26 protein-coding genes and 1 pseudogene are annotated in these 25,892 nt (G+C 56.6%); 21 read left to right on the top strand and 6 right to left on the bottom strand.

Features of this window, described 5'->3' with window-relative positions:
• The 6 genes and pseudogenes from ACMGEE_RS20615 to ACMGEE_RS20590 all read left to right on the top strand — a co-directional run.
• Positions 1–438 (top strand): RHS repeat-associated core domain-containing protein (locus ACMGEE_RS20615; protein ID WP_436830562.1); only part of this gene is annotated, 438 nt, incomplete at its 5' end.
• Positions 435–869, top strand: a complete 435-nt coding sequence (locus ACMGEE_RS20610) for a type IV secretion protein Rhs (RefSeq protein WP_301253539.1) — start codon at positions 435–437, stop codon at positions 867–869. The genes ACMGEE_RS20615 and ACMGEE_RS20610, both read left to right, overlap by 4 nt.
• A gap of 413 nt (positions 870–1,282) precedes the next feature.
• Positions 1,283–1,474, top strand: coding sequence for a hypothetical protein (locus tag ACMGEE_RS20605; protein ID WP_301730202.1), 192 nt, complete (start codon positions 1,283–1,285; stop codon positions 1,472–1,474).
• 62 nt (positions 1,475–1,536) lie between these two features.
• Positions 1,537–1,680, top strand: a complete 144-nt coding sequence (locus ACMGEE_RS20600) for a hypothetical protein (RefSeq protein WP_301252408.1) — start codon at positions 1,537–1,539, stop codon at positions 1,678–1,680.
• An 89-nt stretch (positions 1,681–1,769) separates the two neighbouring features.
• Positions 1,770–2,028: pseudogene (locus ACMGEE_RS20595) on the top strand (RHS repeat-associated core domain-containing protein); the annotation flags it as partial.
• A gap of 374 nt (positions 2,029–2,402) precedes the next feature.
• Positions 2,403–2,690 (top strand): HigA family addiction module antitoxin, encoded by a 288-nt coding sequence (locus ACMGEE_RS20590; protein WP_436830561.1) that lies wholly within the window; start codon positions 2,403–2,405, stop codon positions 2,688–2,690.
• A gap of 406 nt (positions 2,691–3,096) precedes the next feature.
• Here the strand turns inward: ACMGEE_RS20590 and yghU are convergent, their stop codons facing one another.
• Positions 3,097–3,963: a glutathione-dependent disulfide-bond oxidoreductase gene (yghU, locus tag ACMGEE_RS20585; RefSeq protein ID WP_253455456.1), complete on the bottom strand. Its 867-nt coding sequence runs from the start codon at positions 3,961–3,963 to the stop codon at positions 3,097–3,099.
• Positions 3,964–4,162: 199 nt separating this feature from the next.
• Between yghU and ACMGEE_RS20580 the strand changes: the two genes are divergently transcribed.
• The 11 genes from ACMGEE_RS20580 to yjjJ all read left to right on the top strand — a co-directional run bounded on the left by ACMGEE_RS20580 (position 4,163) and on the right by yjjJ (position 16,125).
• Positions 4,163–4,846: a DNA-3-methyladenine glycosylase I gene (locus ACMGEE_RS20580; RefSeq protein WP_370734747.1), complete on the top strand. Its 684-nt coding sequence runs from the start codon at positions 4,163–4,165 to the stop codon at positions 4,844–4,846.
• Positions 4,847–5,126: 280 nt separating this feature from the next.
• Positions 5,127–6,716 (top strand): peptide chain release factor 3, encoded by a 1,590-nt coding sequence (gene prfC, locus ACMGEE_RS20575; protein WP_253455451.1) that lies wholly within the window; start codon positions 5,127–5,129, stop codon positions 6,714–6,716.
• A 291-nt stretch (positions 6,717–7,007) separates the two neighbouring features.
• Complete coding sequence (osmY, locus tag ACMGEE_RS20570) at positions 7,008–7,622, top strand: molecular chaperone OsmY (protein WP_125290474.1); 615 nt, start codon at positions 7,008–7,010, stop codon at positions 7,620–7,622.
• Between the two features lie 105 nt (positions 7,623–7,727).
• Positions 7,728–7,889, top strand: coding sequence for a DUF1328 domain-containing protein (locus ACMGEE_RS20565; RefSeq protein ID WP_071995405.1), 162 nt, complete (start codon positions 7,728–7,730; stop codon positions 7,887–7,889).
• A gap of 340 nt (positions 7,890–8,229) precedes the next feature.
• Positions 8,230–9,261, top strand: a complete 1,032-nt coding sequence (locus ACMGEE_RS20560; protein ID WP_436830560.1) for a patatin-like phospholipase family protein — start codon at positions 8,230–8,232, stop codon at positions 9,259–9,261.
• On the top strand, positions 9,258–10,028 hold the full coding sequence (locus tag ACMGEE_RS20555; protein WP_369895248.1) for a TatD family hydrolase: 771 nt from the start codon (positions 9,258–9,260) through the stop codon (positions 10,026–10,028). The genes ACMGEE_RS20560 and ACMGEE_RS20555 overlap by 4 nt, the downstream gene beginning before the upstream one ends.
• Before the next feature lie 327 nt (positions 10,029–10,355).
• Positions 10,356–11,135, top strand: coding sequence for a deoxyribose-phosphate aldolase (gene deoC, locus ACMGEE_RS20550; RefSeq protein ID WP_301252412.1), 780 nt, complete (start codon positions 10,356–10,358; stop codon positions 11,133–11,135).
• Between the two features lie 103 nt (positions 11,136–11,238).
• On the top strand, positions 11,239–12,561 hold the full coding sequence (gene deoA, locus ACMGEE_RS20545) for a thymidine phosphorylase (protein WP_436830559.1): 1,323 nt from the start codon (positions 11,239–11,241) through the stop codon (positions 12,559–12,561).
• Positions 12,562–12,622: 61 nt separating this feature from the next.
• Positions 12,623–13,846, top strand: a complete 1,224-nt coding sequence (gene deoB, locus ACMGEE_RS20540) for a phosphopentomutase (protein WP_436830558.1) — start codon at positions 12,623–12,625, stop codon at positions 13,844–13,846.
• A 55-nt stretch (positions 13,847–13,901) separates the two neighbouring features.
• A complete protein-coding gene (deoD, locus tag ACMGEE_RS20535; protein ID WP_125290481.1) occupies positions 13,902–14,621 on the top strand; it encodes a purine-nucleoside phosphorylase in 720 nt (239 codons plus the stop codon).
• A gap of 172 nt (positions 14,622–14,793) precedes the next feature.
• Entirely contained in the window at positions 14,794–16,125 is a 1,332-nt protein-coding gene (yjjJ, locus tag ACMGEE_RS20530; RefSeq protein WP_370734743.1) for a type II toxin-antitoxin system HipA family toxin YjjJ, read from the top strand.
• Between the two features lie 31 nt (positions 16,126–16,156).
• Here yjjJ and ACMGEE_RS20525 read toward each other — a convergent pair whose 3' ends face one another.
• Positions 16,157–16,810 carry a YtjB family periplasmic protein gene (locus ACMGEE_RS20525; protein ID WP_301252416.1) on the bottom strand — a complete coding sequence of 218 codons (654 nt, stop codon included), beginning with the start codon at positions 16,808–16,810 and terminating at the stop codon, positions 16,157–16,159.
• A gap of 108 nt (positions 16,811–16,918) precedes the next feature.
• Between ACMGEE_RS20525 and serB the strand changes: the two genes are divergently transcribed.
• From serB to nadR, 3 genes are all read left to right on the top strand, one after another.
• Complete coding sequence (gene serB, locus ACMGEE_RS20520; protein ID WP_125290483.1) at positions 16,919–17,896, top strand: phosphoserine phosphatase; 978 nt, start codon at positions 16,919–16,921, stop codon at positions 17,894–17,896.
• A gap of 9 nt (positions 17,897–17,905) precedes the next feature.
• Positions 17,906–19,288, top strand: a complete 1,383-nt coding sequence (gene radA / locus ACMGEE_RS20515) for a DNA repair protein RadA (RefSeq protein WP_253455435.1) — start codon at positions 17,906–17,908, stop codon at positions 19,286–19,288.
• Between the two features lie 75 nt (positions 19,289–19,363).
• Positions 19,364–20,605 (top strand): multifunctional transcriptional regulator/nicotinamide-nucleotide adenylyltransferase/ribosylnicotinamide kinase NadR, encoded by a 1,242-nt coding sequence (gene nadR, locus ACMGEE_RS20510; RefSeq protein ID WP_125290485.1) that lies wholly within the window; start codon positions 19,364–19,366, stop codon positions 20,603–20,605.
• Positions 20,606–20,648: 43 nt separating this feature from the next.
• On the opposite strand, the gene ACMGEE_RS20505 is transcribed toward nadR, so the two are convergent.
• From ACMGEE_RS20505 to ACMGEE_RS20490, 4 genes are all read right to left on the bottom strand, one after another.
• A complete protein-coding gene (locus ACMGEE_RS20505; protein WP_253455427.1) occupies positions 20,649–21,926 on the bottom strand; it encodes an MFS transporter in 1,278 nt (425 codons plus the stop codon).
• A complete protein-coding gene (locus tag ACMGEE_RS20500) occupies positions 21,919–23,070 on the bottom strand; it encodes a mandelate racemase/muconate lactonizing enzyme family protein (protein ID WP_436830557.1) in 1,152 nt (383 codons plus the stop codon). Before ACMGEE_RS20500 ends, ACMGEE_RS20505 begins: the two co-directional genes overlap by 8 nt.
• A gap of 310 nt (positions 23,071–23,380) precedes the next feature.
• Complete coding sequence (locus ACMGEE_RS20495) at positions 23,381–23,539, bottom strand: type I toxin-antitoxin system Hok/Gef family toxin (RefSeq protein ID WP_253461128.1); 159 nt, start codon at positions 23,537–23,539, stop codon at positions 23,381–23,383.
• 224 nt (positions 23,540–23,763) lie between these two features.
• Complete coding sequence (locus ACMGEE_RS20490) at positions 23,764–24,765, bottom strand: zinc-binding alcohol dehydrogenase family protein (RefSeq protein WP_253455423.1); 1,002 nt, start codon at positions 24,763–24,765, stop codon at positions 23,764–23,766.
• Positions 24,766–24,862: 97 nt separating this feature from the next.
• Here ACMGEE_RS20490 and ACMGEE_RS20485 point away from each other — a divergent pair, with 97 nt between their 5' ends.
• On the top strand, positions 24,863–25,759 hold the full coding sequence (locus tag ACMGEE_RS20485) for a LysR family transcriptional regulator (RefSeq protein WP_253461126.1): 897 nt from the start codon (positions 24,863–24,865) through the stop codon (positions 25,757–25,759).
• Positions 25,760–25,892: the final 133 nt, after the last annotated feature.

Here is a 25,892-nt window from a genome sequence, read left to right as displayed (position 1 = left end):
AATTTATTCCGCTATTACGATCCGGTGGGTGGGCGGTTTACCCAGGTTGACCCGATAGGACTGGCGGGTGGGATTAACCAGTACGCTTACGCACCTAACTCATTAAACTGGATCGATCCTCTTGGTTTAACGAAATGTCACGAGAGTTTTGAGCAAGCCAGGAATAAAGCACTAAAATGGCTTGAAGAACGAGGTTTTAAGGCTGAGAAAGTAAATACTGGTAAATTTGGTATGACTAAAGGAAGACCCGTGGGGATGACAACTTCTGATGGTAAAACAGGTTTCAGGATTGAATATGATGAACGCAGCGGAGCTCATATAAACGTGTTTAGTGGTAAGGAAAAAGGTGAGCACTTCCTTTTTGATGCGACTGAATCATCAGTGACCCGATTGCAGAATTTATTTAATTTACCATCTAAAATTTGGAGGGGGCAATGACATTGCAATATGAGGTATTAAAAGGTGTGAGTAACTTACGCTATCCACCAGAAGTCATTGAAGATTGGGAACCAATAGCAGATATACTCTCAGATAGATTCCCCTGGAAAGGGTCAAAGATTGATTGGAATCATTTAAAATGTCATGTTGAAGATAAATTTAATTTTTCAAGTGACGATCACTCAAAAGAGATTGAAAGGTTTCTGATAAAAAGTGGTGCGATTAATAAAATTAGCAAAAGTAATGTAATTTATTACATAAATGATTCTTCATTAGACTTTGCATTCTTGCTGAAACCAAATTCATTTATAGATTTTGCTAGCTATGCAACAAATAATATACCACAGCATCATTATTTTTTTGATAATGAGGGTTCCTGGTGTTTAGCTATAACATCAGAAGGATATATAGACTTTGGACTTGCTGAGTAAATAAAATGTAAGCCGGAGGTAGGAAAATGGCCTCAAATCCTTCCGGTTTTAAAATTTAAGCGTGCACCCCCTTACATATTATGCATTCTGAAAGCGATGCTGGCGCCGCACAGCATTCGTTTTGAATACCACCCAGTGAACCGCCAGACGGTAAAAACTGCAGTGCAGAGGCGCATCAAATACCACTACGTTGACAACGGCGTGACGGTGAAAAGATGCCGCTGGCTGCCTGGCTGAGCATGCAGGCCGAAGGGCGGAAAGTTACCGACGTCGAGGTGGTGAGCTTCGCCAGCCATGCTTTGTGTACCTGCTTACGAAGTAAAACGACGACGGCCTCATCGCGCATCAGTATGACGTGCGGAGCAACATGGACTCGATCATAATGCCGTACGGACGGGTGCGAGCTGAGCTGCATGCGTTATGGCACCGGGCATATGCTACAGATGAACCTGAAGCACAACGGCAAACTTCAGGAAATCGCTGGTGTGAATCCTGAGACCGGCCGAAGCCAGAGCGTGCTGCATCAGGAAACGCGCTACGACCTGACGGGACGCATTGTGATGTGGCTTAATGGCTTCAGCGGGCGCAACATCGTAGTTGTGTGAGCGCCATTACTGCTCAGATCGTCCCAATAAGGTGATGCGTCAGCTAGTGACGGACAGCAGCAGTGAGCAGCGAAAGTGACAGGACCAGCAGCCAGGTGACGCACGGGGTGCGGTCTTTTAAGGAAGGGCACTTCATGTGGGATGCGGCGGGTAACCAGACCGATGAACCGGGCGATATCATCTGGCACAATCTGTTGAAAAGCTGAAGGGCGCGTACTGGCGCTATGACGGCCTTGGCCTGATAAAGTGCGCAAGGCTGTTGAAGACATCTCCTAACATATGACTGATACACTGTGAAGTAGTGTGGCGCGGACGTTTCTCCACCTGGGGCGAAACGGAGCGCGAAAGCGTGACCGGCTTCCAGGCGGTACAGCGGAACCTCAGATTCCAGGGACAGTACCTGGATCGTGAAAGCGGGCTGTACTACAATCTTTTCCGATATTATGACCCGGTCAGCGGACGATTTACCCAGTCCGACCCAATAGGTTTGGCTGGCGGGGATTAATACTTATGCCTATGTGACGGATCCTATAACATTTGTAGATCCGTTGGGGGAAAGGCTGTAGTGTTCGTGAAGGTGACGGTATAACTCATGACATTCAGCTTGTACTAATGCATAAGCATTATAAACAGACATTTGTTCATATTAAAGATGTCATTATAAGTGTGCAGAAAAATATATTTACGATACAACGCACAATGGCGGCTGCCAACAATTATGGGTTTGCGAATTAGCTCATCTGAGCCAACAGCGCCTGCCGCCTGACCCGAGCAACCTCCCGCTTCTACTGTTCAGGCGCAGCCACTATCTATCGGCGCCTGCTTATTTAATTTGCGAGCCGTCTCGCAAGAAAGAGCATCAACTATTTTTATTTAATTCAGCGGCAGTAATATAGCCCTCAGGAATAGCAAGCGTTGAGGGAACAATATGAAAGTAATCACAGCCGTTCATCCGGGGATTATCCTGCGGGAATATCTGGGCGATATAACGGTTCCTGAAGCCGCCGCCGCGCTGGATATCACCTGCGAGACGCTTTCCAGCCTGCTAAGCGGGCGGTCAGGTATTAACGCCGATATGGCGCTGCGGCTGGAGGTCGCGTTGGGAACCAGCCCCGTTATGTGGTTAGCGATGCAGGCTGGATATGATTTGCTGATAGCGTCTCAGCAGCGCCGGCCCTATATTAAGCCCCTGATAAAACCCGTGCAGTGTCATTAGGATTGCCGAATTTTAATAATTGAATAAAGCTGGGGGATTTAAAGGGTAATTGAAGGGTAATTAAAGGGTGATTAAGGGGTATTTAAGGGGTAATTGAAAGGGTGATTGAAGGGGTAATTAAAGGGCTGATTGCTAAGTGACTGCTCCGTTATAGATGGTTTATCCTTATTATTTCTTGTATTTTTTTATTATTTGTAGCAGGTTAATATTTAAGTGTATTTGCGCCGTATACCTTATAGCGTAGCGTTCCTGATAAGATAAATTAGTAAAAATATTTTTCAGGTTGCCAACTGCTAAATTATAGCCACGAAAAGATGCTTGCATATTAAAATAACGCGCTGACTGGTCATTGGCTGCAAAGCGACCCGTAGCGCTGTAATAATCTGCGCGCTACGGGCCTGGCCTGTTACTTCGCCAGCTTGTCTTCGGTACGCAGCTCAAAGTCGGAAGCATCGTGGCGCTCGTGCAGCTGTTCGGCTGGCTCGCCCCAGGTGCGGTTGACGATGCGGCCACGCTGAACGGCAGGGCGCTGTGCAATTTCATCGGCCCAGCGTTGCAGGTTCTTATACGATCCTACATCCAGGAACTCGGCTGCGTTGTACAGATCGCCCCGAACCAGCGCGCCATACCATGGCCAGATGGCGATATCAGCGATGGTGTAATTTTCACCCGCAATATAGCGGTTCTCCGCCAGCTGGCGATCCAGCAGATCGAGCTGACGTTTGGCTTCCATGGTAAAGCGGTCAATGGCGTATTCGATTTTTACCGGCGCGTAGTTATAAAAATGACCAAAGCCACCGCCCAGATAAGGTGCAGAGCCCTGTAGCCAGAACAGCCAGTTCAGCGTTTCGGTACGGCCTGCCGGATCTTTTGGTAAAAAGTGGCCATATTTCTCTGCCAGATAAAGCAGGATGGCGCCGGATTCAAACACGCGGGTCGGTGGCGTGGTAGAGACATCCAGCAGCGCCGGGATTTTAGAGTTCGGGTTCACTTCTACAAAGCCGGAAGAGAACTGATCGCTGTCGCCAATGCGGATCAGATGCGCATCGTATTCGGCATCGTTAACGTTCAGCGCCAGCAGCTCTTCCAGCAGGATAGTAACCTTCTGGCCGTTAGGCGTACCCATAGAATAGAGCTGCAAAGGGTGTTTGCCGATTGGCAGAATAGCTTCGTGGCGCGAACCGGCGGTCGGGCGGTTAATGCTGCCCCAGGTGCCGCCTGCATTTTTGTTCTCCGACCAGACTTTAGCCGGCTGATAATCGTTGCTGCTCATAAAATTTTCCCTTTTCACGGTTGGATGGCGTAGCGGGACTGACTTCTCGCTGTTAATGGTCTAAAAATAGCGTCGATTGCCGCACTGCACCAAAAGCGGTTGTTACAGCTGATGTCAGATATAGCACCGCTACCGCGCAGACGTTTATCTGGAAAGAGCGATCGCTACGGTAATTCAGATACTTCCGTAAGGAGAAAGAATGAAGCACGACAAAGCCGCATTAAAACAGGCGGGGCTGACGCTGTCCGAGGATGGTCGCGTGTGCTGTTACTGGCAACCGTCAATGCCGGACTATCACGATAATGAATGGGGCAGGCCGGTTGTGGACGATCGTCGTCTTTTTGAAAAAGTCTGCCTTGAAGGTTTTCACTCGGGGATGTCGTGGCAGCTCATCTATAACAAACGGGAAAATTTTCGTCGGGCCTTTGCCGACTTCGATTTTCATCAGGTGGCGACGTTCACGGAAGACGACGTCGCCAGGCTGATGGCGGATAAAAGCATTGTGCGCAATCGGGCGAAAATTCTTTCCACTATTAACAACGCGCAGCGGGCTATTGAGCTGCTTAACGAGGCGGGATCGTTGGCGGAGTGGTTCTGGCAGTTTGCGCCCGGGCCTGATGCCCGACCGGAAATTATCGATCTGGCGTACTGGCAGCAAACCAAAACGTCGCCGGAAGCGATAAAGATGTCAAAAGCGTTGAAAAAACGCGGCTGGACATGGGTTGGGCCGGTAACCGCCTATTCGCTGATGCAGGCGCTGGGCCTGGTGAACGATCATCTGACAGGTTGTGAATGCCGTAGGGCGGTAGAGGCGGCAAGGGAAAAGGCCTGCTTGCCTTGTGCTAACCAGCACGAGTTAACATCGTACTCTGAAAAAGAATAAAAGGTACGGACCGATCAGGAGAGTGAGAAAATTGTCTGGTAAGCCGCCATCGCCGCTAGACGTAAAAAGAGACTTCGTCCTTTAGCGCCGCTGGCTTCCGCTGACGGGCGCACTTTTACGCCGCGCTTTGCGGCCTTTCTTCCATTTACGCCAGGCATTCGCCGTTGTGGATTGTGTATAGCGTCCGAATCGGCGAAAATGCCGGCCATTGATGATTAATCGCCTGTGTCTTCCTGCGCAAACCGCGCAGCGGCGGCACAGCACCAAACAGAGTTTTTTCATGTCAAATGCACCTTTTATGCAAGAGGTGGCTCGTCGCCGCACTTTTGCCATTATCTCGCACCCGGATGCCGGTAAAACCACCATCACCGAAAAGGTGCTGCTGTTCGGACAGGCGATCCAGACCGCCGGTACGGTAAAGGGACGCGGCTCCAGCCAGCACGCGAAATCCGACTGGATGGAGATGGAAAAGCAGCGTGGTATTTCGATCACTACCTCCGTGATGCAGTTTCCCTATCGCGACAGCCTGGTCAACCTGCTGGATACGCCGGGACACGAAGACTTCTCGGAAGATACCTACCGCACGCTGACGGCGGTCGACTGCTGCCTGATGGTTATCGATGCCGCTAAAGGCGTTGAGGATCGTACCCGCAAGCTGATGGAAGTCACCCGCCTGCGCGATACGCCGATCCTGACCTTTATGAACAAGCTGGACCGTGATATCCGCGATCCGATGGAAGTGCTGGACGAGGTGGAAAGCGAGCTGAAGATTGCCTGCGCGCCGATCACCTGGCCAATCGGCTGCGGCAAGCTGTTCAAGGGCGTTTATCACCTCTATAAAAACGAAACCTATCTTTATCAGTCCGGTAAAGGCCACACCATTCAGGAAGTCCGCGTGGTGAAAGGGCTGGATAACCCGGAGCTGGACGCCGCCATTGGCGAAGAGCTGGCGGCACAGCTGCGCGAAGAGCTGGAGCTGGTCCAGGGCGCGTCGCACGAGTTTGAGAAAGAAGCGTTCCTGAACGGCCAGCTGACGCCGGTGTTCTTTGGTACCGCGCTGGGCAACTTCGGCGTGGATCATATGCTGGATGGCCTGGTGGAGTGGGCGCCGTCGCCTATGCCGCGCGCCACCGATACCCGTACCGTTACCGCCGCAGACGAGAAATTCACCGGCTTCGTGTTTAAGATCCAGGCGAATATGGATCCGAAACACCGTGACCGCGTGGCCTTCCTGCGCGTGGTTTCCGGCAAGTATGAAAAGGGCATGAAGCTGCGTCAGGTTCGTCTGGGCAAAGACGTGGTGATTGCCGACGCGCTCACCTTTATGGCGGGCGATCGCTCGCATGTTGAAGAGGCGTATCCGGGCGATATCATCGGCCTGCATAACCACGGCACCATTCAGATCGGCGATACCTTTACCCAGGGCGAGAACATGAAGTTCACCGGTATTCCGAACTTCGCGCCGGAACTGTTCCGTCGTATTCGCCTGCGCGACCCGCTCAAGCAAAAACAGCTGCTGAAAGGGCTGGTGCAGCTGTCGGAAGAGGGCGCGGTACAGGTGTTCCGTCCCGTGCACAATAACGATCTGATTGTAGGCGCGGTCGGCGTGCTGCAGTTTGACGTGGTGGTGGCGCGACTGAAAAGCGAATACAACGTCGAAGCGATCTATGAGTCGGTCAACGTCTCTACCGCCCGCTGGGTGGAATGCAGCGATGCGAAGAAGTTCGACGAGTTCCAGCGTAAAAACGAGGTAAACCTGGCGCTGGACGGCGGCGATAACCTGACTTATATCGCGCCGACCATGGTCAACCTGAATATTACCCAGGAACGCTATCCTGACGTGGTGTTCCGCAAAACGCGCGAACACTAACAGGCAGCCTACATACGGTTACCCTGACAGGCGGCGCTTCGGCGCCGCTTTTTTTTGCCCGCTGTTGTTCAGATCCCACCTTACAGACTCATCTTAAAAAAATCCGCTTTTGCCCATTTATCCGCCATATCAACCACAAAGGGCAGCAGAATTCAGATCAGCGTCTATATTTATTTCAACAGGACGCAAAATATGTGGCGCGGTTGCTACAAAGCCTGACTACTGCAGTCACGCCGTTTGTGACTGAAAGCTCACAGTTGTGGGTGCATCAACCTAAGAAGGAAGAGATCGATGAACAAGACTAAGATTGCTAAAACTCTGATGGCTGCTCTGGTAGGTTCTGCACTGGTTAGTGGCGCTGCGATGGCAGAAGACACCACTACGCCAAAAGTACAGTCCACGACCGACAGCGCGGGTTCTAAAATCGATAGCTCTATGAAAAAAGTCGGTGGATACATGGATGACAGCGGCGTGACCGCCAAGGTGAAAGCTGCCCTGGTTGATAACGACGCTATTAAAAGTACGGATATCTCAGTCAAAACTCATGAAGGCGTCGTGACGCTGAGTGGTTTTGTCGCTTCTCAGGATCAGGCTGAACTGGCCGTTTCCGAAGCGAAAAAAATTGAGGGCGTAAAATCCGTCAGCGATAAACTACACGTTAAAGACAGCGCAAAAAGCAGCGTCAGCGGCTATGCCGGTGATGCAGCAACAACCAGCGAAATTAAAGCTAAACTGTTAGCGGATGACATCGTACCGTCCCGCAACGTGAAAGTTGAAACCACCAACGGTGTGGTTCAGCTTTCCGGTTCGGTAAAAACCCAGGCACAGTCAGATCGTGCTGAAGGCATTGCCAAAGCGATTGAAGGCGTCAAGAGCGTGAAAAACGATCTGGCGGTGAAATCGTAATACCGGCGCGGGCTGGCTATTACGGCCAGCCCGTGACGGCGCCGTCGTCAGGCAGAAATCAATAACAGATGATGTTCGATTTTAATATAGGGTAAGGAGAAGCTTATGTTTCGTTGGGGTATTATCTTTCTGGTTATCGCACTGATCGCCGCTGCATTAGGTTTCGGTGGTCTGGCAGGTACGGCAGCATGGGCAGCGAAAATTGTCTTCGTTGTCGGTATCATTATCTTCCTGATCAGCCTGTTTACCGGCCGCAAGAAGTTATAGCTTTAACGCTCTCCACGGCAGCGTCAGCGCTGCCGTGGGAAGAAACGTCTCGCCCGTCTGCACTTCCTCTCTTTTCCCCGTTTACTTCTCGCTGCATTTTTTTCCCACGTTCATGTCACGCTGCATTTTTTTCCACGTTCATGTCACGCTGCATTTCGTCACTTTTTACCTGCGTTCATTTCACGCTGCATTTCATTACCTTTTTGCCCCGCGTTCATTTCTCGCTACACTTCGTCACGCTTTTCACTCCCCGCATTAACACTCATAGCAATAAGCGCCAAACCGCCGCCACTACGTGAGCGTATCCTCACCGCATTAGCTATCAGAGGGAGGGAGAAAGGTGGGCAGACGCATTCCGATTACGCTCGGCAATATTACGCCGCTGGCGCTGGCACCTTTTCATCCGGGCAAGCTCGCTCTGGTCTGTGAAGGCGGCGGACAGCGCGGGATTTTTACCGCAGGCGTACTGGACGAGTTTCAGCGGGTTGGTTTTAATCCTTTTGACCTGATGATTGGTACTTCCGCAGGCGCGCAGAACCTCTCTGCATTTATCTGCGGTCAGCCTGGCTATGCCCGGCGGGTGATCACGCGCTATACCACCAGCAAACTTTTCTTCGATCCGCTGCGCTTTGTGCGCGGCGGCCATCTGATCGATCTGGACTGGCTGGTGGATATTACCGCCAAAGAGTTTCCGCTGGCGATGACGGCGGGCGAAGAGGCGTTTTCCCGGGGGCGCGAGTTTTACATGTGCGCCTGCCGCAGCGACGACTATTCGCCTGGCTACTTTGCCCCCACCGCCGCGAACTGGCTGAACATTATCAAAGCCTCCAGCGCCATTCCCGGCATGTACCGGCCCGGCGTCGATCTGGAAGGCATCAGCTACCTGGACGGCGGCATCAGCGATGCGGTGCCGGTGCGCGAAGCGGCGCGGCGCGGTGCCGACACCATAGTCGTTATCCGAACCGTGCCGTCGCAGATGACCTATACGCCGCAGTGGCTGAAGCGCGTCGAGCGCTGGCTGGACAAAGGCGCGCTACAGCCGCTGGTTAATATCATGCACCTGCATGAAGAGAGCTACCGCCAGACCCAGCAGTTCATTAACGAGCCGCCTGGCGATCTGAATATCATTGAAATCTTCCCGCCGCGCGCGCTGGCAAGCATGGCGCTGGGCAGCCGCATCGCCTCGCTCAATCAGGACTATCACCTGGGCCGTCGCTGCGGCCGTTATTTTTTGGCTACAATAGGGCAGTGGTTGCAGGGTGAAGCACAGGCTACTGCGCCAGTGGTGTCGGACGTGCCGCCCGCCAATGAACCGGCGATCGTACCACCGGCGAGCAATGATGATGATTTTCCTGAAGGATCGCTGGCATGACTTTTGTCGATACGCACTGTCACTTTGATTTTCCGCCCTTCTGCGGCAACGAGGCGGAAAGCCTGCGGCTGGCGGCGGAAGCCGGGGTGGAAAAGATCATTGCGGTGGGCGTTTCGGCGGATCGTTTTGCCGGGGTGCTGGCGTTGGCAGAAAAGTATGCGCCTTTATACGCGGCGCTGGGTACGCATCCGATGGCGATTGCCGGCCATCAGGAAGCGCATCTGCAACAGCTGGAAGACCATCTACGGCAGGGTTCGTCGAAGCTGATAGCGATCGGCGAGATCGGGCTGGATCTTTATATTGAAAACCCGCAGTTCGACAAGCAGCAGGCGGTGCTGGAGGCGCAGCTGCGGCTGGCAAGACGCTATGATTTGCCGGTGATCCTGCATTCAAGGCGCACGCACGACAAGCTGGCGATGCAGCTGCGCAAGCTCGATTTGCCCGCGCGCGGCGTGGTGCACGGCTTTGCCGGTAGCGAGCAGCAGGCGTTAGCCTTTATCCGCGAAGGCTTTGCCATTGGCGTCGGCGGCACTATCACCTACGAGCGGGCCAGCAAAACCCGCAACGCTATTGCACGTTTGCCGCTGACCTCGCTGCTGTTAGAAACCGATTCGCCCGATATGCCGGTGCAGGGTTTTCAGGGCCAGCCAAACCGTCCCGAAAGAATCAAGCACGTCTGGCAGAGCCTGTGCGAGATCCGCGATGAATCGCCGCAGGAGATTGCCGACACGCTTCGCGAAAATACCCGCCGACTGTTTCGGATCTGAAGCTGCCTGCTTCTACAGAGAATAAAGCCGCTGCGCCTGCGGGCTGGCATACCTGAACGATACTATAAAGAAATAGCCGGTACTGCATCCCTCACCGTTTTCGGCTGCTGTAATGTTACTATCATAACATTTTATGATATCTCGTGGAGCGGCTCACGTGCCGGGCTTCAGGATGATGGTGTTATCCCGTGCTGGGGTGCGCTATAATTATCCTTACAGCAGCGGCCTCAATGTGAAAGCTATCACAGACGAAGCCCGGAACGAATGTTACTATCCTAACATTGTCCCTGTGCTGCGCCCACGCCAACCGCCTTTTCGGAGAAAACCATGACTGATTTAACCACCGCCGCCGTTCGCGCGCTGAAGCTGATGGATTTGACCACCCTGAACGACGACGATACGGACGCCAAAGTGGTTGCGCTGTGTCATCAGGCCAAAACGCCTGTTGGCGAGACGGCGGCCATCTGCATCTATCCCCGTTTTATTCCGATTGCGCGTAAAACGCTGCGCGAGCAGGGCACGCCGGATATTCGTATCGCTACCGTGACTAACTTCCCGCACGGCAACGACGACATCGAAATCGCACTGGCGGAAACGCATGCCGCTATCGCCTACGGCGCTGATGAAGTGGACGTAGTTTTCCCTTACCGCGCGCTGATTGCCGGTAACGAAGAGGTCGGCTACGACATGGTTTACGCCTGCAAAGAAGCCTGCGCCGACGCGGGCGTGCTGCTGAAGGTCATTATCGAAACCGGCGAGCTGAAAACAGAAGAGCTGATCCGTAAAGCGTCTGAAATCGCTATCGATGCCGGTGCAGACTTTATTAAAACCTCTACCGGTAAAGTCGCGGTTAACGCCACGCCGGAAGTGGCGGAAATCATGCTGCGGGTTATCGCCGAAAAAGGCGTAAAGCACCAGGTTGGCTTTAAGCCGGCGGGCGGCGTGAAAACTGCTGAAGACGCGGCTATCTACCTGAAGCTGGCGGACGATATCCTGGGCGAAGAGTGGGCCGACGCGCGGCATTTCCGCTTCGGCGCCTCCAGCCTGCTGGCCAGCCTGCTGAACGCGGCCGGTCATGCTGGCGCAAAAAGCGATTCCGCTTACTAATCCACCTTCATAAACGGGTCAGCCCGCCTGCCGAAATAAGCGGGCGCCCGTCAACCCAGCCCGGACGCGACGGCCGGGCCATCAAACCTCACCAGGGGGTAACGTGTTTCTGCCACAGGAAATTATTCGTAAAAAAAGAGATGGTCAGGCGCTGAGCGAGGAAGAAATTCGCTTCTTTATTAACGGTGTACGCGATAATGCGGTATCGGAAGGACAAATTGCCGCGCTGGCGATGACCATCTGGTTCCATGATATGACGCTGCCGGAGCGCGTGGCGCTGACGATGGCAATGCGCGATTCCGGCTCGGTGCTGAACTGGCAGAGTCTGGGGCTGAACGGGCCGGTAGTGGATAAGCACTCTACCGGCGGCGTGGGCGATGTCACCTCGCTGATGCTTGGCCCGATGGTGGCGGCCTGCGGCGGCTATGTGCCGATGATCTCCGGGCGCGGCCTTGGTCACACCGGCGGCACGCTGGATAAGCTGGAAGCGATCCCCGGCTTCGATATCTTCCCGGAAGATCACACTTTCCGCAATATTATCAAAGAGGTTGGCGTGGCGATTATCGGCCAGACCAACTCGCTGGCGCCGGCCGACAAGCGCTTCTACGCCACGCGCGATATCACGGCGACCGTCGATTCCATTCCGCTGATCACCGCTTCGATCCTGGCGAAAAAGCTCGCCGAAGGGCTGGATGCGCTGGTGATGGACGTTAAAGTCGGTTCAGGCGCTTTTATGCCGACTTTTGAGCAGTCTGAAAGCCTGGCGCAGGCGATTGTCGGCGTGGCCAACGGCGCAGGCTGCAAAACTACCGCGCTGCTGACCGATATGAATCAGGTACTGGCCTCCAGCGCGGGCAACGCGCTGGAAGTGCGCGAGGCGGTACGCTTCCTGACCGGCGAATACCGCAATCCGCGCCTGCTGGAAGTGACGATGGCGCTCAGCGCCGAAATGCTGCTGTCAGGCGGGCTGGCGGCCGATCGCGACGAAGCCATGCGCAAGCTTCAGGCGGTGCTGGATAACGGCCGCGCGGCGGAAGTGTTTGCGCGCATGGTGGCCGCGCAAAAAGGCCCAACCGACTTTATCGACAGGCTGGACAGCTACCTGCCCGCGCCGATGCTCAGCAAAGCGGTGTATGCCGACCGGCCCGGCATCGTCAGCGCAATGGATACCCGCGCGCTGGGGCTGGCCGTAGTGGCGATGGGCGGCGGTCGTCGTCGCGCCAGCGACAGTATCGACTACAGCGTAGGGCTGAGCGAGATGGCGCAGCTGGGCGACAGCGTGGACGGCCAGCGGCCGCTGGCGGTGATCCACGCCGCCAGCGAAGCGAGCTGGCAGGAGGCTGCCGCCGCAGTGAAACAGGCGACAACCCTGGCAGAAAAATCACCGCAGCCGACGCCAGTTATTTATCGCAGAGTGACGCAATAAACGGCATACTGTTCCGATCGATAAAATTTAGCTCATCGCGTTAACAACGCAGGAGACCACGATGAAACGTGCATTTATTATGGTGCTCGACTCTTTCGGCATTGGGTCAAGCAAAGACGCTCATAAGTTTGGCGATGAAGGTTCCGATACGCTGGGGCATATTGCCGAAGCCTGCTTTAAAGGCGAAGCGGATATCGGCCGCAAAGGGCCGCTGCATCTGCCCAATCTTACCGCGCTGGGCTTAGGCAAAGCGGCGGAGGCCTCTACCGGTAAGTTCCCATTGGGGCTGGATAAAGACGCTGAAATTATCGGCGCCTACGCCTATGCCAGCGAGCTGTCGTCGGGCAAAGATACGCCTTCCGGCCACTGGGAAATCGCCGGCGTGCCGGTGCTGTTTGACTGGGGCTACTTCACGGAAAAAGAGAACAGCTTCCCGCAGGCGCTGCTGGACGAGCTGGTAGAAAAAGCGGGCCTGCCTGGCTATCTGGGCAACTGCCACTCTTCCGGCACGGTGATCCTTGACCAGCTGGGCGAAGAGCATATGAAAACCGGCAAGCCGATTTTCTATACCTCTGCCGACTCGGTGTTCCAGATCGCCTGTCATGAAGAAACCTTTGGCTTACAGCGCCTGTACGATCTCTGTGAAATCGCCCGCGAAGCGCTGACCGAAGGCGGCTATAACATTGGCCGCGTGATCGCACGTCCGTTTGTGGGCGACAAAGCGGGGCATTTCGAACGTACCGGTAACCGTCACGATCTGGCCGTTGAACCGCCTTCGTCCACCATCCTGAAAAAGCTGGTGGAGGAAAAAGGCGGCGAAGTGGTCTCCGTGGGCAAAATCGCCGATATCTATGCGCACGTCGGCATCACCAAAAAAGTGAAGGCGACCGGGCTGGACGCGCTGTTTGACGCGACCGTGCAGGAGATGAAAACGGCGCCGGACAACAGCATCGTCTTTACCAACTTTGTGGATTTCGACTCCACCTGGGGCCACCGTCGCGACGTGGCTGGCTACGCGGGCGGCCTGGAGCTGTTTGACCGTCGTCTGCCAGAGCTGATGGCGCTGGTACAAGAGGGCGATATTCTGATCCTCACCGCCGACCACGGCTGCGATCCAACCTGGCAGGGCACGGAACATACCCGCGAGCACATCCCAATTTTGATTTACGGCCCGAACGTTAAGCCCGGCTCGCTGGGATACCGTGACACTTTTGCGGATATCGGTCAGACTGTCGCAACGTATTTTGGCCTGTCCGCGATGGAATATGGCAAAAGCATGCTGTAATCAGCGCAACGTAACACGCCGGTGCAAGCCGGCAAAAAGTAAATAAGGATAAAAGATGGCTACCCCTCATATTAACGCAGAAATGGGTGATTTCGCTGACGTGGTGCTGATGCCGGGCGATCCGCTGCGCGCAAAGCACATTGCGGAAACCTTTTTGCAGGATGCCGTGGAAGTCAATAACGTGCGTGGGATGCTGGGCTATACCGGCACTTACAAGGGCCGCAAAATCTCCGTGATGGGCCACGGCATGGGCATTCCTTCCTGCTCAATCTACGCCAAAGAGCTGATCACCGAATTCGGCGTGAAGAAGATTATTCGCGTAGGCTCCTGCGGCGCGGTTCGTGAAGACGTGAAGCTGCGCGATATCGTGATCGGTATGGGTGCCAGCACCGATTCCAAAGTGAACCGCATGCGCTTTAAGGATCACGATTTCGCGGCCATCGCCGATTTCGATATGGTGCGCGACGCGGTAGACGCGGCGAAAAACCTGGGCGTGGAAGCACGCGTCGGCAACATCTTCTCCGCCGATCTGTTCTATACGCCGGATCCGCAGATGTTCGACGTGATGGAAAAGTACGGCATCCTGGGCGTGGAAATGGAAGCAGCGGGCATCTATGGCGTGGCGGCGGAGTTCGGCGCGAAAGCGCTGGCTATCTGTACCGTTTCCGACCATATCCGCACCCATGAGCAGACCTCGGCGGCCGAGCGTCAGACCACGTTTAACGACATGGTTGAGATCGCGCTGGAATCCGTTCTGCTGGGCGATAAAGCCTGATTTAAGCGGCCGCTGCCCTCAGCGGCCATTGGCTAAAACCGGTCGGAGAACCGACCGGTTTTCCCGTAAAAGTATCTATTCATCTTTCCCGCTCGTTTTTTGTCATTGTCCTTTATCCTCAAGCAATTAAGTGATAAGTATCTATTCATAAATCTATTCACGGTCAGTCATTATGTCTGCAATAACGTCACTTTTGCTGCACGGCCCGCTTGATGCCGCCACGCTGATCCAGCGCTCAGGCGTCAGCCAGGCCACGCTGTCACGCACGCTTTCCGCTCAGCCGCAGGTGCTGAAGTTTGGCCGTGCGCGCGCCACGCGCTATGCGTTGCTGCGACCGGTGCGGGAAGAGTGCGTTTTTCCGCTCTGGCAGATTGATGAGCAGGGCCGTGCGCAGGAAGCCGGGCGGCTTTACAGTATCTGGCCCGCAGGAAGCTGCCTGATAGAAGATATGCAGGGAGACTGGCAGCAGTTCGACGGCCTGCCCTGGTATCTGAGCGATATGCGGCCACAGGGTTTTCTGGGACGCGCGTGGGGCAAAGAGTGTGCGTTACAGCTCGGATTGCCGGAAGACAGCCGACAGTGGAATGAAGACCATTGCCTGCTTGCGTTAACGAGACGCGGCAGCGATATTTCCGGCAACTGGCTGATCGGCACCCAAAGCTATCAGCAATGGTTACAGCAGCCCGTGCCGCAGCCCATCAGCCCGCAGGAAAAACGCTATCGCTATCCGCAGCTGGCGGAGAAAGTGCTGACCGGCGAAGATATCGGATCCTCTGCGGGCGGCGAACAGCCGAAATTCGCCTGCTGCGTTGAACGGGCCGACGGTAGCGGCGTGCATCTGCTGGTAAAATTCACGCCGCCTCAGCGTAACCAGAACAGCCAGCGCTGGTGCGATCTGCTCAGAGCAGAGGCGCTGGCATTGCAGCTGCTGGCTGAAAATGGCCTGGCGGCGGCGCAGGGCAGCATTTTTAGTGCGCCGGACGGCCAGACCTTTCTGGAAGTCGTGCGCTTTGATCGTATTGCCGATCGAGGCAGAAAAAGTCTTGTTTCGCTGGAGGCGGTACAGGCTGAATATCTCGGCAGCCAAACCCGCTGGCCGCAGGCGTTAGCCATGCTGGCAGAGCAACGGTTGATATCCCTGGAGGATGCAACGCGCGGTACGCTACAGTGGGCGTTTGGCCGCCTGATCGCTAACGGTGACATGCACAGCGGCAACCTGTCGTTTTTCCGGCAGGCCGCCGGGCTGAGCCTGACGCCCGCTTACGACATGCTTCCCATGAGTTTTGCGCCGAACAGCAGCGGGCACATGCGTGATAAGCCGCCGCAGATTGCCCTCGATCCCGCCGTGCCGCGCGAGGTGTGGTTTCGGGCATTAGCTATGGCGCAGCGCTACTGGCAGATGATTGCCGCAGGCGCTGAATGGAGTGACGAGTTTTGCCGGATTGCGGCGGCTATGCAGCAGACGCTGAACGCACTGCCGCCGCAGATTGAGCGAATGGCGTAAGAGGTGAAGGCCGCCCGGAAAAAAGCGGCCGCTAACTTTTTTCCGCAGGCGCGTCGTCGCCGTTATCTTCTTTTACCGGACGGTTAGCGGTAAGCAGAAAGGGCGACTGCTGCCAGCGCGTGCGGCGATCCCGCAGCAGCGTACGGGTAAGGATAATGCCGATAGCCAGCGCCAGCAGCATCATCAGGCGCAGGATATTGGTGGTGTTATCGACCTGCCGCGAATCCGTCACCAGCACGTGGGTATCCAGCGTGACGCGCAGAAAACCGCGCGGCCCGTCAGCGCTGGCCAGCGGCTCCACCAGCTGATGGTTGAAGTAGCTGCCGGCCCGTTGCCCGTCCAGCGCCAGCCGGTCGCGCACGTTAATGGTTTCGCCGCTGCGCGCCAGCAGCGTGCCGCTGTCGTCATAGACCGACGCGTCCAGAATGCGGCTCTCTTTGGTCAGCTGTGCGAGAACATCGATAATCTTCTGATGGTTGTCATCGCTGTTTTCCATCAGCGGCGACAGGCTAAAGGCGACCTGGCGAGTCAGCGTGCGCGCCAGCTCCTCCACCTGCTCCGAGCGGGCCATCTGATGGCCCATGCTGAACCATGATGCGCCCTGCATCAGCACGACCAGCAGCGCCAGGCAGATCAGGACGATTACCGTGCGGTGCAGCCGAAATGTTAGTTTGGCTTTTGCCATTTTTGCCCTTCACCTATTGTCCGGAAACGGAACCGCATTTATGTTGCCAGAAGCGGGCGAGACAGGGTAGCCTCTTGCGTGATTAAACTGTCCCCTACAGGAGCTGTAATGCCAAATAGTCTGACCTGGTGCGACCTGCCTTCGGATGTCTCTCTCTGGCCGGGTTTACCTCTTTCCCTCAGCGGCGATGAAGTGATGCCGCTGGATTATCGCGCTGGCCGCACCGGCTGGCTTCTGTATGGGCGCGGCCTGAATAAAGATCGCCTGACGGCGCTACAGCACAGGCTGGGGGCGGCGATGGTTATCGTCAGCGCCTGGGCGGTGGAGGACTATCAGGTTATCCGGCTGGCGGGCTCGCTGACGCCGCGCGCGGCCAAACTGGCGCACGAAGCCGGGCTGGACGTGGCGCCGCTGGGCCGAATTCCCCACCTGAAAACGCCGGGTCTGCTGGTAATGGATATGGATTCCACCGCTATCCAGATTGAATGTATCGACGAGATCGCCAAACTGGCGGGCAGCGGCGAGCTGGTGGCGGAAGTGACCGAACGCGCGATGCGCGGCGAACTCGATTTTACCGCCAGCCTGCGCCAGCGCGTGGCTACACTTAAAGGCGCCGACGCCAATATTCTGGCACAGGTCAGGGCGGAAATGCCGCTGATGCCGGGTCTCAGTTCGCTGGTGCACAAGCTCCAGGCGCTGGGCTGGCAGGTGGCGATCGCTTCCGGCGGCTTTACCTATTTTGCGGAATACCTGCGCGATAAGCTGCGCCTTTCCGCGATTGTGGCGAACCAGCTGGAAATCCGCGACGGCAAACTGACCGGCGAAGTGCTGGGCGATATTGTCGATGCGAAATACAAAGCCGAGACGCTGCGAAAGCTGGCAAAGCGCTTTGAGATCGCGCCGGAACAAACCGTGGCAATTGGCGACGGCGCCAACGATCTGCTGATGATCCAGGCGTCCGCGCTGGGCATCGCCTATCACGCCAAGCCGAAAGTTAACGAAAAAACAGAAGTTACCATCCGTCATGCTGACCTGCTGGGCGTGCTCTGCATCCTGACCGGCAGCCTGATCCATGAAGAACGCTAAGGGGTAGATTTGGCCAAAGCGGTAAAGCGCGCCTTTGTTTGTAATGAATGCGGCGCAGATTATCCACGCTGGCAGGGGCAATGCAGCGCCTGCCAGGCCTGGAACACCATCACCGAGGTGCGCCTGGCGGCGTCGCCAACGGTGGCGCGTAACGAACGTCTGACCGGCTATGCGGGCAGCGCCGGCCCAAGCCGCGTGCAAAAACTGTCGGAAATCAGCCTGGAGGCGCTGCCGCGCTTCAGCACCGGCTTTAAGGAGTTCGATCGCGTGCTGGGCGGCGGCGTGGTGCCGGGCAGCGCCATCCTGATCGGCGGCAGCCCCGGCGCGGGGAAAAGTACGCTGCTGCTGCAAACGCTCTGCAAGCTTTCCGAGAACATGAAAACGCTCTACGTCACCGGCGAGGAGTCGCTGCAGCAGGTGGCGATGCGCGCGCACCGGCTGGGTTTGCCGACCGCCAATCTGAATATGCTTTCGGAAACCAGCATTGAGCAGATCTGCCAGATCGCCGAGCAGGAAGAGCCGAAGCTGATGGTGATCGACTCCATTCAGGTGATGCATATGGCGGATATCCAGTCTTCACCCGGCAGCGTGGCGCAGGTCAGGGAAACCGCCGCCTACCTGACCCGCTTTGCGAAAACACGCGGCGTGGCGATCGTGATGGTCGGCCACGTTACGAAAGACGGCTCGCTGGCGGGGCCAAAGGTTCTGGAACACTGCATCGACTGCTCGGTGCTGCTGGATGGCGATGCGGATTCGCGTTTTCGCACCCTGCGCAGCCATAAAAACCGCTTCGGCGCGGTGAACGAGCTGGGCGTGTTCGCCATGACCGAGCAGGGGCTGCGGGAAGTCAGCAATCCTTCCGCCATCTTCCTCAGCCGTGGCGACGAAGTCACCTCCGGCAGTTCGGTAATGGTGCTGTGGGAAGGCACGCGGCCGCTGCTGGTTGAGATCCAGGCGCTGGTGGATCACTCGATGCTGGGGAATCCACGACGCGTGGCGGTCGGCCTGGAGCAGAACCGTCTGGCGATCCTGCTGGCGGTGCTGCATCGTCACGGCGGTCTGCAAATGGCCGATCAGGACGTTTTCGTCAACGTGGTCGGCGGCGTGAAGGTCACGGAAACCAGCGCCGACTTAGCGTTAATGCTGTCGATGGTCTCCAGCCTGCGCGATCGCCCTTTACCGCAGGATCTGGTGGTGTTTGGCGAGGTCGGGCTGGCCGGAGAAATCCGTCCGGTGCCGAGCGGCCAGGAGCGTATTTCCGAAGCGGCCAAGCACGGCTTCCGTCGCGCCATTGTGCCCATTGCCAACGTGCCGAAGAAAACGCCGGAGAACATGAAGGTGTACGGCGTGAAAAAGCTGGCCGACGCGCTGGCGATCCTCGACGAGCTTTAACTTAAAAGCGGAGCGTGTTGCGCGCTCCGCACTTCAAAGCGGCGGAACGTACGCCCGTTATGCAGGAGGCACCCGGTGTCGTCATTTGATTATCTGAAAACGGCTATTCGCCAGCAGGGCTGTACGTTGCAGCAGGTGGCGGAAGCCAGCGGCATGACCAAGGGCTACCTCAGCCAGCTGCTCAACGCCAAGATCAAAAGCCCCAGCGCGCAAAAGCTGGAGGCGCTGCACCGCTATCTTGGCCTGGAGTTTCCGCGCCGTGAAAAAACCATCGGCGTGGTGTTCGGCAAATTCTATCCGCTGCATACCGGCCACATCTATCTGATCCAGCGCGCCTGTAGTCAGGTTGACGAGCTGCATATCATTATGGGCTACGACGAGTCGCGCGACCGCGAGCTGTTCGAGGCCAGCGCCATGTCGCAGCAGCCGACCGTCAGCGATCGCCTGCGCTGGCTGCTGCAAACTTTTAAGTACCAGAAAAATATCCGTATCCATTCGTTTAACGAAGAGGGCATGGAGCCTTATCCGCACGGCTGGGACGTCTGGAGCCGGGGCATCAATGACTTTATGGAAAACCACGGTATTGTCCCCAATCGGGTTTATACCAGCGAAGAGCCGGATGCGCCGCAGTATCAGCAGCATTTGGGCATTGAGGCGGTGCTGATCGATCCTAAACGATCCTTTATGAACATCAGCGGCGCGCAGATCCGCCAGGATCCTTTCCGCTACTGGGAATATATTCCGACGGAAGTAAAACCGTTCTTTGTGCGCACGGTAGCTATCCTGGGCGGCGAGTCGAGCGGTAAATCGACGCTGGTTAACAAGCTGGCAAATATTTTTAACACCACCAGCGCCTGGGAATTTGGCCGCGACTACGTGTTCTCGCACCTGGGCGGCGACGAGATGGCGCTGCAATATTCTGACTACGATAAGATCGCGCTGGGCCAGGCACAGTACATCGATTTTGCGGTGAAATATGCGAACAAGGTCGCCTTTATTGATACCGACTTTGTGACGACCCAGGCCTTCTGTAAGAAGTATGAGGGGCGCGAGCATCCTTTTGTGCAGGCGCTGATTGATGAGTACCGCTTTGATTTGGTGATCCTGGTCGAGAACAACGTCCCCTGGGTAGCGGACGGGCTGCGTAGCCTCGGCAGCTCGGTGGATCGCAAAGAGTTCCAGGCGCTGCTGGTTTCCATGCTGGAGGCGAACAATATCGATTTTGTGCACGTCGAGCAGGATAGCTACGACGAGCGCTTTCTGCGCTGCGTGGAGCTGGTGCAGGAGATGCTGGGCGCGCGTTCAACCGGCGGCTGAGCGAATAAAATAAAGGGAGCGAAGCACGCTCCCTTTTTGTTCGTTAAGCCAGCGCCCGCAGCGCGTTGACGCTGCGCTCACGCACAAAGATACCCAGCAGCGCCATTCCGGTCAGCGCCAGTACGCTGGCCAGTAAAAAGGCCGACGAATAGCCGCCGCCATACTGGATCAGAAACCCGGTGATGCCCGGCGACAGGATGCCCGCCAGGTTCGCCAGCAGATGCACAAATCCGCCGGCGGTGCCGATGCGCTCGGCGGGCACGATATCCTGCAGCAGCGACCAGCACGCCTGCGGCGTCATATAGGCGAACACGCTGGCCAGCGTAATCAGCGAGACCGCCAGCGTGACGCTGCTGGCCCAGGCCGTCAGCATCACGCAGACGGCGGCCACCGCCAGCCCAGAGAAGATCACCAGCTTGCGCGACAGCAAAAAATTGCCGGTACGGCGGAACAGCGCATCGGAAATCATGCCGCCGCCGATAAAGCCGATGGTCGCGCCCAGCCACGGCAGAATGCCGATCAGGCTCATGCTTTTAATATCCAGATGCTGAAAGTCGGTCAGGTAGCTGGGCAGCCATGACAGAAAGAAAAACTGGATGTAGTTAAAGCAAAAGAAGGCCGCCGCGACGCCCAGTACCGGCAGCGACAGCACGTAGTGCCAGAGCGGCGTCTTAGCCTGGCCCGTCGGGGTAACGCGAGTGGCGGGGCGCTGAGCGGCGATCATCTGTCTTTCCGGCTCGCTGACGCGCGGATGGTGTTCCGGCCTGTCGCGAAACAGCCACAGCCAGAAAGCCAGCCAGACAAAGCCCAGCGCGGCAATCACGATAAAAGAAACGCGCCAGCCGAAGTGCAGCCCGACCAATCCTACCACGGGCGCGGCGATAGCGGCGCCCAGCGGCTGGCCGGCATTGGTGAAGCCGACGGCGCGGCCGACTTCCTTGCGCGGGAACCAGTTGGAGATCGATTTATTGGTGGTGGTGCCCATCGGCCCTTCGCCGATGCCAAACAGCACGCGGACGATCAGCAGGTGCGTAAAGCTGCCCGCCAGCGCCGTCGCGCCGCAGAACAGCGACCAGACGGCCGCCGCCCAGCCAAATACCTTGCGCGGGCCGTAGCGATCGGCGCCCCAGCCGCCCAAAAAGCAGAACAGGCAGTAGCCGATAAAAAAGCAGCTGAACAGGATGCCCATCTGCGCGTCGTCAATCTGCAAATCCTTTTTCACCAGCGGCGCCATCACCGACAGCGCGGCGCGATCCAGATAGTTGAGCACGCCCGCGAAAAACAGCAGCAGCGCCACAACGCTGCGATAGTTTTTAAACATGACTGGCCTCCGCGCTTAAGGTGATATGGCTGATGGTATGAGCTTTCAGCACGGCCAGATCGGGCGAGAAACTCAGGCCTGGCGTAGTGGAGAGGGTAAGCGTCGGGGAAAAATCGAGCTGCGGATAGAGCTGCGGCGTGAAGCGGATCCAGGGCACTTCCAGCAGGATATCCTGCGGCAAGGCGGCCACCAGGTGCGCCGTCGCCAGCAAACCTGCGCCGTAGTAGAAACAGTGCGGCACCACTTTAATGCCGTGCCCGGCCGCCTGGGCCATCACGCGCAGCATGGCCGTGATGCCGCCTACTTTTGCCACGCTGGGCTGCAGCACGTCCACCGCCGCCGCAGAGTAAAACGGCTCGAATCCCCAGTCACCGCAAACATTTTCCCCGGCGGCTATCGGCGTGCCCGCGCGGCGTACCGCCGCCAGGCCTGCAATATCATCCGGCGGCCAGATCGGCTCTTCCAGCCAGCCCAGCTTTAATTCCGCCAGCTGGCGAGCGCGGGCGGTGGCTTCCGCTACCGTCCACGGGCAGTTTACGTCCACCATCAGGGTCGCTTCCTGCGGCAGCGCGGCTCTGGCGGCGGCAATGGCGGCGTAATCGGTTTCATGCAGCTTCATCGTGCGAAAGCCCGCCTGCCAGGCGCGCCGTACCTGACGAGCGACCTCTTCCGGCTGGTTGTTGTAGCTGACCAGGCTGGCGTAGAGGCCGATCTCGCTGCGCGTCGCGCCCAGCAGCTGCCATAAAGGCTGGCCAAGATGCTGACCCAGCAGATCCCATAACGCGATATCGATAGCCGACAGCGCATAGCGTACCGGCCCGCTGCGGCCAAAAGCGTGCAGCGCCTGCTCCGCCTCGCTAACCAGCGCCGTCAGCGCCTCGCGGCTTTCGGGCGCCGTTTTTCCCAGAAAAAGCGGGATGACCAGCGATTCCAGCGCCTGAAGCGTCACCGGATTGCATAAATGGCCGAAGCCTTCACCCCAGCCCTGGCGGCCATCGTCCGTGGTAATGCGCACCAGCAGCGTTTCCATTTTCTTTAACGCAGGCGAAGCGGCGTTCCAGGCCGTTGTCTGCTCCTCTGGCGTACTGCGATCGCTTTCAAAAGGAATAGCGAGGCGGATCGCCTCAATGTGACTGATTTTCATGCCATAAACCTCATCGGGTAGGGAGGGAGACAGCGGCTTGTAATCAGATTTATGAGCGCCGGCTGCCTGTTGCCGTTTCAGTATAAAAAAGCGTCCAGGCGGCGGCATCGTACAGCCGCACAAGGATGGCGGGGCAAGGCGAGGGAAATTTTGGCATCTGGCTAAGCGGCTGCGGGACAGCTCACAGAAGCGGCGGATAAAAAGATCGGAAAGGGCCGTCAGCGTTACCCGACGGCCCTGTAAAAGGCGCTTGCGGCACGCCAGCTTTCATCATCTCCAAAAAGGCAGGGTTTCCCCCGCCTTCAGGTAGCTACTTGCCGGATTCGTAAGCCATGAGCGCCGCCACCTCCCTGTTACCGTCCCTGTAGCGGATCTCGCAGAGCGATTTCCTAACCAGACCGGTGAATAGTAACAGCGTGAGACACACTATTAATATGCACAGAATAAGCGTGTTATGCGGTATTTTCATGGCTGCCTTCTCCTTGCCTTGCGGCGGGCAAGGGGCTATTCTGATGCTGTTGGTCATGCAGAACGCCTCGTTGGTTAATTGAAAAATGACCTTCGGGGCTTTCTTCTTTCTGCCACACTCTCCATCAGCATCGCTGCCAACGACATGAGGCAAAAAGCCTCAAGCGCCGACGCCATTATATCGTTTCTACCCTCGAAGGATTGCGAGCCGTCTCGGGAGTTCGATTAATAAACCATCACCACTTTACCGCGCATATGGCCTTCCAGCACCAGACGGTGCGCTTCCGTCAGCGTTTCCACGCTCAGTCCCTGCAGCGTTTTGCTCAGCGACGTGGTGACTTTTCCGTCGTCCAGCAGTTTCGCCGTGGCGTCCAGAATTTCACCCTGGCGAGCGATATCCGGCGTGTTATACATGCTGCGGGTATACATAAACTCCCAGTGCAGCGCGGCGCTTTTCAGCTTGAGCTGATCCATATTGAGCGGCTTTTCGTTTTCCACGATGGTGCAGATTTGCCCCTGCGGCGCGATCAGCTGTGCCAGCGTCTCCCAGTGGCCGTCGGTATCGTTCAGGCAGAAAATATAGTCGACCTGCTTCAGGCCATGTTTTTCCAGTTCCGCAGGCATATCTTTATAATCGATAACCAGATCCGCGCCGCGATCTTTACACCACTGCGCCGAGTCAGGACGAGAAGCGGTGGCGATGATGGTGACCTTGCTGTGCAGCTTAGCGAAAGGAATAGCCAGCGAGCCTACGCCGCCTGCGCCGCCAACAATCAGCAGCGTTTTGCCTTCTTCAGCCTTATCAATCAGCAGGCGGTCAAAGAGACCTTCCCAGGCGGTCAGGGCGGTCAGCGGGATCGCGGCGGCTTCGGCCCAGTTTAGCGAGGTGGGCTTGTGGCCGACGATGCGGGAATCGATCAGCTGCTGCGTGGCGTTGCTGCCCGGACGGGTGAGATCGCCCGCATAGTAGACTTCGTCGCCGACTTTAAAATTGCTGACCTTGCTGCCGACTTCCAGCACCACGCCGCTGGCGTCCCAGCCCAGAATGCGCGGCTCCTTAAGGCCGTTTTTCTGCGCGCCCTTATGGACTTTGGTATCCACCGGATTCACCGAGGCGGCTTTCACCTCGACCAGCAGGTCGTAACCCTCAGGGCCACGCTTATCTGTTTGTATTTCAATAAATTGATCCGGTTTTTCTGGATTAACGGCAATAGCTCTGATTGTCATAACACCTCTCCTTTGATTTATGCTATTGAGTGTAGAAGCTAAGCAGACTAATGATAAGTCGCACAATCACTAACTCAGCGTTCGTTTCAGGTGAACAATAATGTTTAAACAGCTGCAGGATATGGCTCTCTTTGCAATGGTAGCCGAGTGCGGCAGTTTTACCGGGGCAGCAAAGCGCGCAGGGTTGCCGAAATCCAGCGTCAGCCAACGTATCAGTCAACTTGAACAGGCGCTGGGATTGCGCCTGATTAACCGTACGACCCGCCAGCTTAATCTGACTTTTGCCGGCGAGCGTTATCTGGTGCACTGCCGCGAGATGCTACAGGCCAGCGAAAGGGCCAGCATGACCATCGATCGCCTGCGGGACAATCCAAGCGGACGCTTACGTATCACGTCGCCGGCCGGGATCGGAGCCACGCTGCTGGCGCGGTTTAACGCCGCTTTTCAGCAGGCCTGGCCGGATGTCATGCTGGAGGTGTCGGTATCGGATCGGATGCACGATATCGTGCAGGAAGGCTATGACATTGCGCTACGTACCGGCCAGCCGCAGGATTCTTCGCTTATCGGCAGGCGGGTTGGCTACACCAGGCGCTTACTGGTCGCTTCACCTGCCTATCTGGCGCGCTACGAAGCGCTTACCCATCCTCAGCAGCTGGCGGATCACCGCTGCATTGCCCATCAGGTATGGAACGAGTGGCCGTTAAGAAAAGAGGATGAGTATTATCGCTGGCAGCTGCCGCCGGTGCATACCGCCAATAATCTGCTGTACGCGCGGGAATGCGCCCTGGCCGATGCGGGTATTACGCTGCTGCCGGAAATGCTGGCTAAGGACATGCTGGCCGAAGGAAAGCTGGTAGAGGTGCTCCAGGACTGGAAAGCGTTGGGCAGCGAGCTGTGGCTGGTTTATCCCAGCCGTAAGCTGAACTCGCCCGCGCTGGTGCGCTTTGTCGATTTTGCGCTGGAGTCGGAGATTTTCCGGGAGTTTTATCGTTAGGGCACGGTGTGCTCAGGCGAACTACGGGCATTTTATCGTCAGGGCGTGGTGCGTTCAGGCGAACTATGGGGATTTCAACGGCAGGAAAAGGTGACACGCCGTGCCGGCAGACAGCCGGGCACGGCGTAGCGAG

The organism is Erwinia artemisiae (assembly GCF_051400835.1).
In the GTDB taxonomy this organism is placed as follows: domain Bacteria; phylum Pseudomonadota; class Gammaproteobacteria; order Enterobacterales; family Enterobacteriaceae; genus Erwinia; species Erwinia aeris.
Note: the sequence above shows the minus strand (reverse complement) of the source record. Positions and strands in the feature narration are given on the sequence as shown.